11 protein-coding genes are annotated in these 15943 nt (G+C 34.3%); 4 read left to right on the top strand and 7 right to left on the bottom strand.

Annotated elements, in window-relative coordinates; translation table 11 throughout:
• Positions 1-77 precede the first annotated feature (77 nt).
• The 3 genes from ASE40_RS16050 to ASE40_RS16040 form a co-directional block, all read right to left on the bottom strand.
• Complete coding sequence (locus tag ASE40_RS16050; RefSeq protein WP_241774382.1) at positions 78-2528, bottom strand: TonB-dependent receptor; 2451 nt, start codon at positions 2526-2528, stop codon at positions 78-80.
• Between the two features lie 84 nt (positions 2529-2612).
• A complete protein-coding gene (locus ASE40_RS16045; protein ID WP_057118101.1) occupies positions 2613-3512 on the bottom strand; it encodes a FecR family protein in 900 nt (299 codons plus the stop codon).
• A gap of 51 nt (positions 3513-3563) precedes the next feature.
• Positions 3564-4079 carry an RNA polymerase sigma factor gene (locus tag ASE40_RS16040; protein ID WP_057118100.1) on the bottom strand — a complete coding sequence of 172 codons (516 nt, stop codon included), beginning with the start codon at positions 4077-4079 and terminating at the stop codon, positions 3564-3566.
• Positions 4080-4277: 198 nt separating this feature from the next.
• On the opposite strand from ASE40_RS16040, the gene ASE40_RS16035 reads away from it, so the two are divergent.
• Positions 4278-5300 carry a hypothetical protein gene (locus ASE40_RS16035; protein ID WP_057118099.1) on the top strand — a complete coding sequence of 341 codons (1023 nt, stop codon included), beginning with the start codon at positions 4278-4280 and terminating at the stop codon, positions 5298-5300.
• 194 nt (positions 5301-5494) lie between these two features.
• Here the strand turns inward: ASE40_RS16035 and ASE40_RS16030 are convergent, their stop codons facing one another.
• The gene (locus tag ASE40_RS16030; RefSeq protein WP_057118098.1) at positions 5495-6601 is read right to left on the bottom strand and encodes a PepSY-associated TM helix domain-containing protein; all 1107 of its coding nucleotides are present in this window, start codon (positions 6599-6601) and stop codon (positions 5495-5497) included.
• 40 nt (positions 6602-6641) lie between these two features.
• The gene (locus ASE40_RS16025; RefSeq protein ID WP_057118097.1) at positions 6642-9086 is read right to left on the bottom strand and encodes a TonB-dependent receptor; all 2445 of its coding nucleotides are present in this window, start codon (positions 9084-9086) and stop codon (positions 6642-6644) included.
• Positions 9087-9473: 387 nt separating this feature from the next.
• On the opposite strand from ASE40_RS16025, the gene ASE40_RS16020 reads away from it, so the two are divergent.
• The 3 genes from ASE40_RS16020 to ASE40_RS16010 all read left to right on the top strand — a co-directional run bounded on the left by ASE40_RS16020 (position 9474) and on the right by ASE40_RS16010 (position 13800).
• Positions 9474-10730 (top strand): lipocalin family protein, encoded by a 1257-nt coding sequence (locus ASE40_RS16020; RefSeq protein WP_057118096.1) that lies wholly within the window; start codon positions 9474-9476, stop codon positions 10728-10730.
• Entirely contained in the window at positions 10718-11746 is a 1029-nt protein-coding gene (locus tag ASE40_RS16015; RefSeq protein WP_082586819.1) for a polyprenyl synthetase family protein, read from the top strand. The genes ASE40_RS16020 and ASE40_RS16015 overlap by 13 nt, the downstream gene beginning before the upstream one ends.
• 464 nt (positions 11747-12210) lie before the next feature.
• Positions 12211-13800 (top strand): sigma-54 interaction domain-containing protein, encoded by a 1590-nt coding sequence (locus tag ASE40_RS16010; RefSeq protein ID WP_057118094.1) that lies wholly within the window; start codon positions 12211-12213, stop codon positions 13798-13800.
• Between the two features lies 1 nt (position 13801).
• Here ASE40_RS16010 and ASE40_RS16005 read toward each other — a convergent pair whose 3' ends face one another.
• Positions 13802-14419: a TMEM175 family protein gene (locus ASE40_RS16005; protein WP_057118093.1), complete on the bottom strand. Its 618-nt coding sequence runs from the start codon at positions 14417-14419 to the stop codon at positions 13802-13804.
• A gap of 162 nt (positions 14420-14581) precedes the next feature.
• Entirely contained in the window at positions 14582-15943 is a 1362-nt protein-coding gene (locus ASE40_RS16000) for a sigma-54-dependent transcriptional regulator (protein WP_057118092.1), read from the bottom strand.

Here is a 15943-nt window from a genome sequence, read left to right as displayed (position 1 = left end):
CTACCAAAGAATTGTGTTTTTTGAAAAAAAATAAAAAAGAAGAAAAAGAGTTTTTTAAAACCCTTGTAGAGATAGAATTAAAAAGAAACTCTAAAACTCACGTTTGGAGTTCGTTGCAGCGAAAAAGTATCAACTTCTTCTATAGAATTTGTTAGGGAACTTATTCTATAATATTCGCTGATTTCGTTTTTACGGTTGAGAATATTTAATATTGAAATTCCTATTTTGTACTGAATTCCATTTGATGTTTCCCATTTGTAAGTTGAAGAAATATTAACCTGCGAGAAAATATGCAGATTGGTATTATTAGGTTTGTTATAAAACAAAACAGGATCTGAAGGATCTATTTGGGCAAAATCGGGAGAGGTTTTTGGCCGGCCAGAAGACCATTTTGTCCCCAAAGCAATTTTGAAATTGTTTTTCTCATAAATCCCCGCCCATGATAAAGTATGGGTCAGCTCAAAGTTATTTGGAAAAGCTGGATATTCGTAATTGGGAAAATGATAATTGTTTTCATTGTACGTATAACTAAACCAAGTTAGAAATTGATTTATTTTTTTTTGAATAAGCATTTCTGTTCCCCAAACTTCATAGTCTCCAGTAGTTCGAACAAATTCTAACTGGTTCTGAAAACCCTGACTGGAAGTGGTGATTCCTATTACTTTTTTATAAAAATTTTCAATGTCAAGAAGCCAGTCATTCTTTTTATAGAATAAATTTAAAGATAACTGTCTGCTTTTTTGAATGGGAATTGTAGTATTATTTGAAATGATCCAGCGTCTTTTTTCAATCCCAAAATAATCTTTTTGTAAATCAATAATCTGCTGGGAGTTTTGACTTTTGATCTCGCCCAAAAGTTCCAGATTTACATTTTTATTGATGCCGTACGCAAATTGTATTCTAGGTTCTGCAATATACTTTTTAAATTTTTCAATATAATTAAGCCGCATTCCAGCTTTAAAATAGATTTTGGAAATTGTATCGTTATATTTTCCTTCTGCAATTAAAGCATGAGTTCGAAGCACGTCTTTTACCTTACGGTAAAAGTCTGGATTTGTTACCTGTTCCAAATTAGTGATACCCATTTCATTAAACTGATACCCCTCATTAAGACTAAAATTAGAATTAATGATATGATTGTTTTCTAAGTTAATTCCGTTATTGTTAACTGTATTTTCCTGAATGACAACTTGATCTCCTAAAGTCGTTTTCTGATTGGCTAGAAGTTCATAAGAAGAATTGTAGAAATTAATTTTTGTAGTATTGAAGCTGTTCCAGTTTCTTCTCCATGACAAATTTCCACCATAATTCTGCTGGCGCAGCACATTCTCTTCTGATTTATTGGTGTTATAAACGGTGGCACTTTGAAAAACCTCCAGATTATCTTTTATAGTAATTAAATCGAGTATTATTTGATCTTTAGTTCCTATTTTTTGGGCATATTTGAGTGTGGCATCGTAGAAACCAAATTTTTTGTCGCTTTGATAATTTACGTTTTGATTCTGAGAGAAATCTGTGATGGTAGTGTTTTGAAAAACCTTATTGAAATATTCTTTGTAAGTAGGAGTTTCAACAAAATCAGTAATCGATTTACGGGCAGAAATTTCAATATAACTTTTTTTAGAAAGATTGTATTTTGCATAAACATCGGCATTAATCATGTTAATTCCTGCACTAAACGAGTTTTTTTCTGCTGTCTCAGCAGTAGATGAAATAGCCACAACACTTGATACACTTTCGCCATAAAACGCAGAACTTCCGTTTTTATAGATAGAAATTGTATGGGCTAAATTTGGATTGAAAACAGATATTAAACCAAAAAAATGTCCCGTTTGAAACATTCGGATTCCATTCCATAAAAATAAATTCTGGTCGTGTGTACCTCCTCTAACATTAATACTGGAAACACTTTCGTCAAGACTATTTACACCAGGAATCTGCTGCATAGTCTGTAAGGCATCAGGTTCGATAAGTCCAGGAAGTATACCAAATTTTTTAGGTTTAATTTCAAACGAACCGTCATTGTTTTTCGAAATTCCTGATGCTAAAATTGCATTGGCTTTTATTTCGTGCAGTTCTGTAATTTCAGGTTCCAGCAATATCTGGGGACAATTTTTAGAAACTAAATTTCCAGCTGAAATTCTTTTGGATATAAATCCTACGTGACTAATTGTAAAAGTAGTTTTGTCTTCTTTTATAAATTCAAAATAACCTTCTGAGTCGGTTGCAAACTGAGTTTTGTTAGGCAAACTGATATTTGCGTTTTCAATAGGTTTTTTATCTGCTGCTGAAATGACATAGCCGCAGATCATTTCTGTGGCATTATCTTTTTTGTAGATATTAATGAATTTATTTCCAATATTTTCAAAAGATAAATGCGTTTTTTTACCCAGATATTCCAGTTTTTGTTCTAAAGAAAGGGATCTTTTTGGAGGATTGATTTCCAGTCCAGCAATGTTATCCTCCGTGTAATTAAAATTGACATCGTGTTGTTTTTCAATATCAAGTATTATTTTTTTGAAAGGCATTAACTTGCCCTTGTCCTGAGCAGAAAGATTCAGGGCAAGAAGCATTAGAACAAACAAAAAATGAAATTGTCTGGGGCGGAGCATTTATTTTTCGTCAAAAATTATTTTGTTTTCTGAAACTTTTTTGGCTTTTAGATGATACGTTGTGCTGATAATCTGCAAAGCTGTATTTAAGTCTTTAGCAGGTAACTTTCCTGTAAATAATGAGATCGTGTCTTTGGCGTTTAACTCGATCTTAATATTGTATTGTCTTTCAACCTCTTCTAAAAGGCTTTGTATGTTTTCCTGATAAAAGCATATTTGATTGTTCATCCATTCTGGTTTCGACGAATTTACAGTCAGTTTGACCTGCTTTCCGTTTTCAAAACTCACGCTTTGACCGTGGGTTAGTAGAATTTCGGTCGAAGCATAATTTACTTTTACACGTCCTTCATAACATACTACATCAAACCTGTTTTTTCTGGTTTTAACATTAAACTGTGTTCCTAAAACGGTTACTTTTCCAAGGCTTGTTTGCACTTCAAAACGTCTTCCTTTTGCAACCCTGAAATACGCTTCTCCTTTTAACTCAAGATGTCTATTATTGTCCCAGTTCCATTTTTTATAGTTTATTTCAGAACCGGAGTTTAACACTACTTCAGAATTATCCGGTAGTGAAAAAGTGGTCTTTTTTCCAAAGTCTGCGGTTTCCGTTTCAGACATAAAAACTTTCATCGCAAATGTAACTCCAAGTGCGAGGACAAATATGGCCGCTGCGCGAAACATCCATTTTCTGTATAACGGAACAACTTTTGGAGCTGGTTTTTTCTGGCTTAAAATGTTAGACAGCATAGCATTTTCATCAAAGTCATCTGTCTCTAGATGAGCTGTATATTTCTTTATCTTCTGGTATTTTTCAAAATCAGGGCTCGCCTCAAATTCTGCCAATTCATCTGGAGATAAATCATCGTTGAGCCATTTTGCTAATAAGCGATCTTTTTTCATTTTATCGTACTATTTAATTAAAACAATTAGAACTAAATTTACCCTACTTTTTTAGATATCAATTTCTTTACGTAAACTTAAAAGGGCCAAATGAATGCGTTTTTCTACTGCCTTTACACTGATATTGAGTTCTATGGCAATTTCACTGTATTTTTTGCCGTCTATTCGATGCATCAAAAAAGCAGTACGCTGTTTTTCGTTTAGGTTTTCTATGGCTTTTAAAAGTTTGGCTTGAAACTGTTTTTCTTCCAGAAGATATTCCGGACTTTGATTTGTTTTGTCTAAACCCGTAAAGTTTTTTTCATATTTCAAAACAACTTTCTGGTGTGCAATTTGGTTTAGAGTAGTGTTGTTTGCAATCGTGTAAATGTATGATTTGGCTTTTTCTAACGGTACCGAAGCACAGTTCTGCCAAAGTTTTACGAATGCTTCCTGAGCTGCATCTTCTGCTTGCTCTGCATTGCCAAATTTGTATAAAAGAAAATTCCGAAGCGCTTTGATATGACTTTTGAAGAAAGACGAAAAAATTATTTCATCACAAGTATTGGATTGGTTTTTATCTGGCATGTAGGTTCTCAGTTTGTACGACGCAAAAGTATTTGTTTTTAATTGAAGTAGGGTAAAAGCAAAGCCGATTGTTTAATAGAAGAATAAAATGGTATCGGCTTTTGATAATTTAGTATAGTAGCACATACTGAAATTCTTGTTGTTACTTTGTTAAAAAAACAGTTTCTTAAAATTTGTTACCTTTGTAAAAACATAAATATGTTCCTTTTGAAAAAATATTTATCAATCGCAGTTTTCCTTTTCCTGCTGTTTTCCTGTCAAAGTGAAACAGATGAAGAAAATAATAATGCACAGGGAACAATTACAAATGTTTCCCCGCTGACTACATATCTGCAGAGAGTTGCAATGGTACAGACCGTTCAGGATAATGTTATCGACGGATCTAGCTACTGTACTATAAAACTCCCTTATACGGTTACTGTAAACAACCAGCAGATTGCAGTTAATACTACTTCCGATTATCAGAAGGTTGTAGATAATATCAATGCCAGTAATTATGATGATGATATTGTGAAAATTGATTTTCCTGTAACTATGGTATACTATAATTACATTGAAAAATTGATTCCCAATCAGGCTGATTTTGATTCTTTGATTGATTACTGGAATCTTTATCCAGATCTTTTATCTAAAATTAATGGATTAAAAATCAATTATCCTATAACAATTAATATTTATAACAGCGCTAGTCAAATAGCAAGTTCACAATCAATTATAAGCGATCAGGCATTTTTTAATTTTATTAAAAATTTAAACGAGAGTCAGTATATTTCTTTAAAATATCCTATTACGATAGCAGATTATAACGGACAGACAAAATCGATTACCAATAACTTAGAGTTCGAAAATGCTATTAAATATGCCATCGATTATTGTCCGGAAAATAATATTGTAACATTAGATTTTGAACAAACCCTAACAAACGGTTACTGGGAAATCCCGTATTATTTTGATGATACCGTAAAAACCTTAAACTACACTGGCTACTCCTTTGTTTTTAAAAGTGATAAATCTGTAGTAGCAGCTAAAGGAGGAGTTTACGAAACTGGTCAATGGGAAAGTACTGTTCAATATGGAGTACGAGAACTGAAGCTTCAATTTACGAGCGAATTACTTGGAAAATTGAATTTTAACTGGAAATTATTTGAGTTTAATAATTCTCAGATCCGATTAAGAGATGTAGGCACTACAACTGATTATCTGTACTTTCAGAAAAAATAAGTTACTATTAAAATGCGTGGTTTTTTACCGCAAAGAGCGCAAAGGTTTTTCGTAAAGTTCGCAAGGTTTTATATAATTAAAAAGTTCGCAAAGCATTGTTCAATACAAACCTTTGCGAACTTTTTAATCATACCTTATTTAAAAAAAAACCTTAGCGTTCTTTGCGTTAAAAAAGTGAGCAGTTAAAAAAAGGGTTACTTTTTCTTCTTCTTTCCCAGCCATATCAGTAAACCTGTAATAGGCAGTGTCGCCGCAAAAAGACAAACCAAAAAAGCTAGAATTTTGGTTGGATAACCATAGATACTTCCTGTATGTATGGGATAAATAAGACGCCTTACTTTATCGCCATTACTAAACGATTCATAAGGTTTGATTTTTAAAAGTTCGCCTGTATATTTATCAAAATAAGCCATACTCGAAATATTCGGTATCGATTTTTCAATATTTAGTTTAATGACCATGATACTATTTATCGTGTCAGAAGGAATTCTGATTTGAGTATCTCCAGTATATTTATAAATACTGTCAGTTTTTGAGAATATATTTTGATAGAAATAGGTTTTATCCAATTTAGGATCAACTTTTGTTGGGTTTTCAACTTTAGCAGAAGGTTTTTTTGTGGTTCCATCTGCGAATAAATAAATACCGCTTTCAAACCATTTAAAAGACCATGTTAATCCAGTAAGCGATATTGTAAGAAGAAACAAAAAGCTGTAGAATCCAAATGTGGAATGAAAATCCCAATTGACTCTTTTAAAAGAAGAGCTCCATTTTACAGTCAGTCTTTGCTTTAGATTTTTCATTTTTTTCGGCCACCATAAAATAAGACCCGAAATGAGTAGAAAAACAAAAATAAGACAACTGCAGCCTGTAATAAATTTTCCGGCTTCACCTAAAATTAAATGACGATGTAAGTCCAATACCACAGAAAAAAACCTGCTTTTTTCCGTAGTTTGGCCCAAAACTTTTCCAGTGTATGGATCTACAGAGAAAATCTGTTCATTTTTATCGGCATCGGTTCCAGAAATAATTACAGTTCTTTTGGGATCTTGATAAGTCTGAATACGCTCTAATTCTGTGAGCGCATATTTTTTCCTGATGGCATTGACATAAAGGTCAACGGGCAATTTCTTTGTTCCAATACTAGAAACTTCATAAAATTCGGGATTGACAAAAGTATCAATCTCTTTTTCAAAAACTAAAATGCTTCCTGTAAGTGCGACTATAAATACAATAAGCCCGGACGCAAGTCCGAGCCATAAATGTAAAAATCCAATATTTTTTTTAAATGTTTTATTCATGTAGGAGGAAGGAAATATTTTCCAAATATAATTAAAGCTTTTAAAAAGAGTACCCCAATGTTAAAAGCCAGTTCGACGGCGCACCAGGGAACAAACGGATAAAATCGTAACCACCAACCCAATACGTTTTGTTCAGTATATTATTGGCATTTACCTGAATCTTAAATTTATTAATGTTATAATATAATGCCGCATTAAATAAAGTATAGCCTGGCAAGGTTTGAGTGTCGGTCTGGCTTAATGTACGTGTAGTGGCAAAATTAGTTCCAAATGCAAGACCAAAATCTTTCAAATCTCCGTCTGTAAAATTGTAACGTGTCCATAAATTACCTTGCTGGCGTGGCGTGTTTGGTTTTTGTCTTCCAATTTCAGATTCAATCGGACTTTCAGTAATTGCAGCCTCATTATACGAATAAGCAGCAGAAATACTCCAGTTTCGTGTGATATTTCCATTCAAATCAATTTCAATACCTTTCGATTCTTCTTCTCCAATTGCGCGCATTAAGTCTGGGTTTGCAGTATCGTTTGCTGGATAAAGCGTGTTTTTCTGCTGAATTTTGAAAAGGGCAACCGTTACAAAAAGTTTTTCTTTGAACCATGATGATTTTCCTCCAAATTCAATCATATTACTTTCTAACGGATCAAAAGGTCCGCCCGCATTTGGATTTGATAAAGAAGAAGCTGTCTGAGGGTTGTAACCTTTTACGTAAGTTCCGTACAAATTAATGTTAGGATTAAGAGTATAAGTCAGTCCAAAACGCGGTAAAAACGAATGTTGTTTGACTTTCTTTTCTGCAGCTTTTTTGTAGTTTTCTTTATCGGTATATTCGTCGTAGCGCACTCCAATTAATGCCTGAAAAGCGCCAAACTTAATATGATCTTGAAGATAAACTCCATACAAAGAATAAAATGTTGGATCAAACGGACGTGCAGCATAAAAATACTTGCTCATGTCTTTTAACTGCTGTGATGCAGACGGGTTTGTGAGATCAAAATGAGCCACGTTTGGTACTGGATTTCCTTTAGCATCCAATAAATAATTAGCCTTATTCGCAGGGTTATACGTGGCAATTGATCCAGTATTAGATGCATTTCTATATCCTGTAGCCTGCAGCTGAGATCCTCCAGCAGGTACTTCTTCCTGTGCATAGTCGTAACCCGCGATTAGATTATGATCTAATGCTCCAGTTTTGGCTTCGTATTTAAAGAAAGCCGAAAGATTATCGATATAACGTTTACGTTTACGCATAAAAACCTGCATTTCTATAGAAGTCGGAATAGTAGTTCCGTCACCTGCAGATGCATATTTATTGGCACCTCGATGCTCTAAAAGATCTTCTGTATAACCTGTACGGATGTACGATCCAGAAAATGACAAACGGTCTGTAAATTGATGATTTAGTGAAGTTGTTACAATGTATGTTTCCTCATTTAAATAATCGTTAGTAGAATTTAAGGAGTTTGAAATTTTAGTAGAATACAAATTGTCTTCGTATGTCGATTGTCCGCGGTCTAGTATACTTTTCGAACTTGTATAAATCAAATCAAAATTGACACTTGTTTTGTCATTTGGAAGGAAAGACAGGGAAGGAGCAAGCACAATATTTTTATCGAATTGTAAATCCCTGAAAGAATTGGCATTTTCATAACCTAAATTCAATCGGTATAAAAGCGATTTATCTTCTGTTAACGGACCTGTAAAATCGGCTAAAGCTCTCAAAGTATTAAAACTTCCGGTAGAAAAACTCACACTGTTGGCAGCCTGATCCAAAGGCTTTTTGGTTACTCTGTTGATAACTCCTCCAGGTGAAGCATTTCCAAACAAAGCAGAAGATGGTCCTTTTAAAACCTCAACACGTTCCAGATAATTGGCAAGCGGTTGTTTCCAAAATCCTGTAGAGGTTCGCATACCATTCAGCAGCTGAGTGTTACTGCCTCCGTTTATTCTAAAACCTCTAATCGAAATATCGTCATAAAAAGTAAACTGGCTTACACCGCTGAAGTTTTTGACCACTTCGCCTACGCGTATGGAACCCTGATCGGCTATTAATTCTTTGGTTGCGTATGATACGGCTTGCGGCAAATCTTTTAAAGCAATTTCTGTTTTTGCTCCAATAAAAGATTTTGTATTTCGGTACGATTTCTCTTTACGTCCTGTAATTTCCACCGTCTGCAAAGTGTTAACGTTTTCCTTTAAAATAATTGAAAGATCAAGATTTTGATTTTCAGTCAATTCTACATTTCTTTCTTCTACTGTAAATCCCATTGCCGAGAAATAAACAGTGTATTTTCCAGGAGCAAGATTTGTGATTTCAAAATTTCCTTTATCATCGGAAACAGTGTTTTTTTTAAGGGTTTTGATTGAGATAGAAGCATAAGATACAGCTTCATTATTTTCGGAAATAATTTTTCCAGTAATTGTAGCATTTTGTGCGAGGCCAATATTAAAGAGGCCTAACAGCATTAGGGAGAATATAAACTTCATGGCGGTTATTTATTTTGACCGCAAATATATGTTTATTTAGATTAAATACAAATAACATTCTAAAATAGTCATTTATTTTATTTGTTTTTCTTTGCGTACTGGTTTTATATAAAAAAACACATGCCATTTTTAAAGTTGTAATTTAAGTGTTAAATAATTGTTTTACAGTAAATTATGTTAATTATACTCTTGTTCATCTAATTTAATTATATTAACTTTATTCTTACAAAAATTTCATTTGAAATTATTTAAAGTGTTTTATAAAAGATAGGCCACTTTAAATTTTTTCAGTCTGTGCATAACATTCAATTTCTTATACAGTCTCTGCTATCGAGATACTTTCCAGCTGAAGTAAATATTTTTTATAAATAATTAATATAGAGCAATATGAAAAATGAAATAAGTTTACAGCCCCAAAATTCCAAAGTTATTTTAAATCCTTACCCTTCTACATGGCCTGCAGATGGACGAATTGATTTAAAGATTCATGATTTTCCACACAATAAATCCATAATAGAATGGTGGTATCAAAACTGCCATTTATCCTCTAAAGATGGCAGGAAGTTTTCTGTATTTGCTTCCTTTTTTAGAACGTCTTTAAAAGATGAGCGTACAGGAGATTTGACATACGCACATTCTGTAATTTGGTCTTTATCTGATAAAGATGCCCGTAAATATTATAGTGATTCACTCGTTGATCAATCCATGCCCGCAGAATCAATAAAAGTTATTAATAAAAAAGAAGATTTAATTCATAAACCTTTTTACCGTGCATTAAAAGAACTGTATGAAAAAGGGAATGTGCCACTGCCCGACAGGCTGCTTAAGAAGCCTGCGACGATTGGTGTAGAGGAGTTTTCACTTGAATACGATGAAAATTCTTTTAAAAAAGACAAAGACGATACATATCATTTAAGACTTAACAATTCTTTGAAAGAAGTAGAATGCAAACTTCAGTTTATTCCATTAATAAAACCAATAAAGCATGGTGAAGATGGATGTATTGCAGGTATTAGTAAAAGTGAAGATATGTTTTATTATTTTATTCCAAAATGTGAAGTTACTGGTGAGATTAGGATAGGGAACGAGATTTATGAGGTAGAAGGCAGTGGTTGGTATGATCATGAATTTAGTAAACCAGGTGATGAAATTAAAGCTCTAGAATTCAAACAAGATATGGCATGGAATTGGGTATCACTGCAACTGGATAATGAATTTCAACTATCTGTATATGATCTCTTTGATAATACGAAGAATGGTGAATATGATGGTGGTACTGCGGTTATAATTGATAAAGATGGTAAGAGAATTAGTATTGAGAATTACTCATTTTCTCCCAAAGATTATTGGACAAGCACTAAAACTTTTGTCTCCTATCCAATATTCTGGAACTTAGAAATGCCTGACTATAATGTATCTCTTACTATAACTGCTGATTTTCCTGAACAGGAATTTATAACTGCACTCTCATTGCCGGCAATTTGGGAAGGATGTGTCCATGCTTCTGGAAATTTTATGCATACACAGGTTAAAGGCCTAGGATATGTAGAAATAGCTGGGTTTAATGCTAATGAAACTATTGAAAGTTTTTTAAAAGCAGTTGGTAAAACTACACAGAAAACAGTAGAAATCTGCTGCCCTTAGTCCCAACAGATGATGAGTTTTACAAGTTAGTTAATAGCCCGCTGGGCGTTAATTTTTTTAGTCAGGCAGATAAAGAACAATATGTTGCTTCTGTTGTTAAACCTGTTCGGGAAATTGTTGACAGGAATAAAAAATCCTGGCGTTCATATGTATTGCTTGCCTGTATAGATAGTGTGGGAGGTGACTCGCAGCCGTTTATAAATCTGTTGGCAATGCCTGAGTTAATACATACAGGTTCACTAATAGTAGATGATGTTCAGGATAAATCTGAGAAACGCAGAGGAGGTAAAACACTTCATCATATTTATGGCGAACCTTTAGCAATAAATGCTGGAAATGCATGTTATTTTATAGGAGATATTGTTGTTGGTGATTCTCAAATTTCAGAACAAATCCGCTTGAAAATTTATCAACTTTTTTTTGAAATGATGCGTGCCGCACATGCAGGACAGGCACTTGATATTAGTGGTCTTCACGCCTTTATGCCCGAGGCAGTAAGAACCGGAGATTGTACAGCACTCGAAAAAAGACTTTATACCATCCACAGGTTAAAAACAGCAGCACCAGCTTGTACATTAGCACGAATTGGAGGAATAATAGGAAATGGAACACCTGAAGAAATAGATGAAATAAGTAATTACTTCGAAGCTGCAGGTATGGCTTATCAAATAATGGACGATGTGCTAAATTTAAAAGGATTTGAGAATAATCTTAAAGATAAAGGGGAAGACATTAAAGCAGGAAAAATTACCATGCCTGTTGCAAAGGCAATGGGTTTACTAAATTTTGATGAACGTGAATATGTTTGGAAAACAATTCAAACAATGCCTACAGATGAAAAAGTAATACGATCTGTAATTAATGTCCTGAAAAGTTGTGGTGCTATTGATGCATGTGCAAAAGAGGCTGAAGATCTTATTGAAGCCGCATGGAAAAAAATAGACATTATAGTTCCTGATTCATTTTATAAAGTAAGATTGCGAGCCTTTGGCTGGTTTATATTGCAAAAAGATTAATTTACTTCATATTGAATTCAAAAAGCCGTCAAATCATTATTTTTTTGATGGCTTTATTATGAAAAGTAGTTACCGGTTTTGACTATTTCAGTTATGAAGCTCCTTTTAATTTACCTGAAGAGCAATAATTGCGGACTGTACTTTCAGAAAGATCCAGTTTTATTGATTATTTAAACCCAAATTATGTAATAGGAAATGGTATGTCCTACTGGGTAGTATTTCACATTATCCAGAATGCAATAATTCTCCTAGAAATTTAATTAAGGTAAACTCCATAATCAGCTTCTTTTTGTTTTTTGGTATGTAAATCGAGTTATAATTATATAGGTTATGATATTTTTGAATTATACGATATATCGTAATTTTATGGATCAAAAATATTTTATTTAAAGAATTCATAGTTATTTCATAAAGGCTATTTCTTAAATTTACGCTGTTACCAATAAATATCACACCAAAACCTTATGGAAAAGCAGGCCGATAAGAATGCAATACTGCTAAACAGATTGCAGGAGAGAGAAAGAGAACAATTTCTTGTATTGTCAATCTGCAAAACACTTGCGGAGGCGCTATCGAAAAGCGAATTTCATACTCTTGTAAATGATGTTTTAAAAGAGTATCTTGCTTTTGAGGATTTCATTTTGGCTTCTTCCAATGACGACGAAAATGATTATCAAATTTTTTATCAATTTTCAGAATATAAAACTGATTCAGATGAAAAGTACCCTTTAAACGACGGTTTTTTTGATCTTTGTATGAATTCTGCCGATACAGTCATTTTTGATTTAAAATCAATAACAGACAATAAACTTCCGGATTATCTCCAATCTAATAACAATAAAAATTTTAAAAACGGAATTGGAATTTGCCTTCCGTATTTAAAAGGAAGTCAAAATGTCCTTTTTCTTTTCTTTAAAAGTGCTGCCGCATTTAGCCGAGAATCCAATCGAATTATACGTGGCATCGGTACACATTTGTCTATTACTGTTAGAAATATAAAAATGGCATTGGATTACGAAAGCAATGTATCACAGCTAAAACTTTTGCAAAAGAATTTAAGCCAAAGAAAACCAGAAGCTGTCGTTTCGAATACGGAAGGTTTTCAGGGAATTGTCGGAAAGAGTGAAGCCATGCAAAAAGTTTATGAATTAATTTCTCAAGTCGCGCCTTCGCAATCTACCGTTTTAATTTTTGGTGAAACAGGAACAGGAAAAGAACTAATTGCTAATGCCATTCATAAATTGTCTGAGTTCTCGAAGGAAAGAATGGTAAAAGTAAATTGTGCTTCAATACCCGAAAATTTAATTGAAAGCGAATTATTCGGTCATGAAAAAGGCGCGTTTACCGGAGCCACAGATGTTAGAATTGGGAAATTTGAACAAGCCGAAAACAGTACCATTTTTCTGGACGAAATAGGAGAACTGCCTTTGGCATTACAAGGAAAACTGCTTCGCGTTTTACAGGAAAAAGAAGTAGAACGAATTGGAGGCAGAAAACCTTTTAAAATTAACGTGCGTGTGATTGCAGCAACAAACCGATCACTGGAAAAGGAAGTTGCCGAGGGCCGTTTTAGAAGTGATTTATATTATCGGTTAAATGTTTTTCCAATTGCACTTCCTGCATTGCGCGAACGTCCCGAAGATATTGAGGTTTTAGGGAATTTTTTCTTAGAAACACATTCGCAGAAAATTGGAAAAAATGTAAAAGGCTTTTCTAAAAAAGTGCTGAATAAAATGAATGCCAATGCATGGCCTGGAAATGTGCGTGAACTCGAAAATATGGTCGAGCGCAGTATTTTGTTTGCCAAAGAAGAGGTAATAAAAGAAATGACTTTTCCGAAGATTTTTACGCTGGAATCTTCAATCGCTCCAGTTGATTTTTCTACCAAAACCCTGCAGGAAGTAGAAAAGGAGCATATTTTAAAAGTAATTAAAAAATGCAACGGAAGAATTTCGGGACCTCAGGGTGCTGCAGTTTTACTAGGCCTGCCTTCGACAACTTTAGCTTCGCGAATGCAGAAATTAGGTATTAAAAAAGAACATTTCCTGAGCTGATTTATTCCTGAATAACTTTTATTTTCCCCGAAGAAAATGCCCAGAATATCAATAAAAGCATATTAATTGCCAACGCAACAGAAGGAAATTGGAATGAAATGCCAAAAGCAATTAAATATGTTGGGAAGCCGTACAGGTAATTATTCCTGATTTTTTTGATGGCAGAATCGGTTATTCCCGGACGGAGTAGTTTTTTGTCTGAACTTGCATTGTACCATAAAAGATTATATGAAATATTGATCAGTACAAAAATTCCGGTATATATGGCCACCGCAATATTCGAAGCTTCACTGTTAAAAAAGCGAGCGAGCAAAGCCGTTGGATAAGAAACAGCCGAAACTAGAAACAAAATCAATCCGTTAGAAAACATAATCCCTGTATTACGACTGTAAATCTGTTTGAATATCTTGTGGTGATTGACCCACATAATAAAAATGCTAAAAAAAGAAAGAGTAAAAGCCAGATAAGTGGTCCACTCGCCTTGTAGGAAATCCAGTAATTGAGTGCCATTTTTTACGATATTAGCTTCAGGTGCACGCAGCTCCAGTACTAAAAGGGTAATTGCAATAGCAAAAACAGCATCACTGAATCCTTCGATTCTTACGGTTTCTTTTTCCATAGCTAGAATTTACAAATTGATTTTTTTTATATGTGATGATTTGCTTTGTCTTTTTGCTACTGATCGGAGTCTCCCTTCGATCGAAACGAAAAACTAAGATTAAATTTTTGCGAACTTTGTGTAATATCTTGCGGTCTTTGTGTTTAGATCCCGCTCAAAGTATTATTTATACCCCTGCTTAATACCTAATTTTTTCATTTTAGAATATAAACTTTGCGGCTGCATCTGCAATAACGCAGCTGCGCCTCCAATCCCTGAAATCTTTCCATTACAGGCCTGCAATGCATTCATAATATGTTCTTTTTCCATTTCTTCCATCGATTTCATTTTGCCGATGCTGGCTTGCAGAGGATTAGTATCCGTGCTTGAGGGAAGATCAAATTTTTCGATTTCGTTTGTTTTGGCCAGCAGTACATTTCTTTCTACTAAATGTTCCAGTTCGCGGATATTTCCCGGCCAGTCATAATCTAGTAATTGTTGCAAAGCTAGAGGGCTCATTTCTGTAACATTTTTCCTGGCACTTGCTGCATATTTTTTAAGGAAAAAATCAGCCAGTGCTGCGATATCGCCTTTGCGTTCTTTTAGGGGCGGCAATTCAATTGGAAAAACATTTAAGCGATAATATAAATCCAGACGGAAACGACCTTCTGCCACTTCTTTTTCCAGTGATCTGTTGGTAGCGGCTATAACTCGGACATTGATTTTTTTGGTTGAATTTCCACCCAGACGCTGGATTTCTTTTTCCTGTAAAACACGAAGCAGTTTTACTTGAGAATCGAGAGGTAGTTCGCCAATTTCATCTAGAAAAATGGTGCCATTATCGGCCTGTTCAAACTTTCCGACTCTTAAGGTACTGGCTCCCGTAAAAGCGCCTTTTTCATGTCCGAAAAGTTCAGATTCTACAAGGGACTGTGGTAAAGCAGCGCAGTTTACCACTACAAGTGAATTCGATTTATGATGAGAAAGATCATGTATTGCATGTGCAACACGTTCTTTTCCAGTACCGCTCTCACCTAAAATCAAAACTGAAGTTTCTGTTGGGGCTACAATTTTAATCTTTTCAATTACTTCTTTAATCAAGTCGCTGCTGCCAATAATGCCTTCGATTTCTTCTTCTGTAACAGGGACAGAAACATCTGCATAACTGCCTTTTTCCTCATCAAAGCGGTACTTGGCAATGTCAAGCATTACCACAAGATCGCGTTCGCGAAAAGGCTTCACCATAAATCCATACGGATGTGTTTCTTTTACGGCCTCCAAAGTCGACTGATTGGTATTGGCAGAAATGTACAAAAATGGCAGCTGCATTTCGCGCAGTTCCCAAGCCAGATCAATTCCAGTAAGGTCGCCTTTCAGCATTATATCCAATAAAACCCAGTCAGGTCTTTTTTCGGCGATCAATTTTCTCGCCTGAACCACAGAAGAAGCAATCCCGGTTACTTCGTAACCCGCTTTTTTCAGCATAATTTTTAAATCATTTGCTACAATAAATTCGTCTTCAACAATTAGAATTTTCTCCTTCAT

Source organism: Flavobacterium sp. Root935, from assembly GCF_001429295.1.
Taxonomy (GTDB): domain Bacteria; phylum Bacteroidota; class Bacteroidia; order Flavobacteriales; family Flavobacteriaceae; genus Flavobacterium.
The sequence above is the reverse complement of the archived record's forward strand: the minus strand, read 5'-3'. Positions and strand labels throughout refer to the sequence as shown.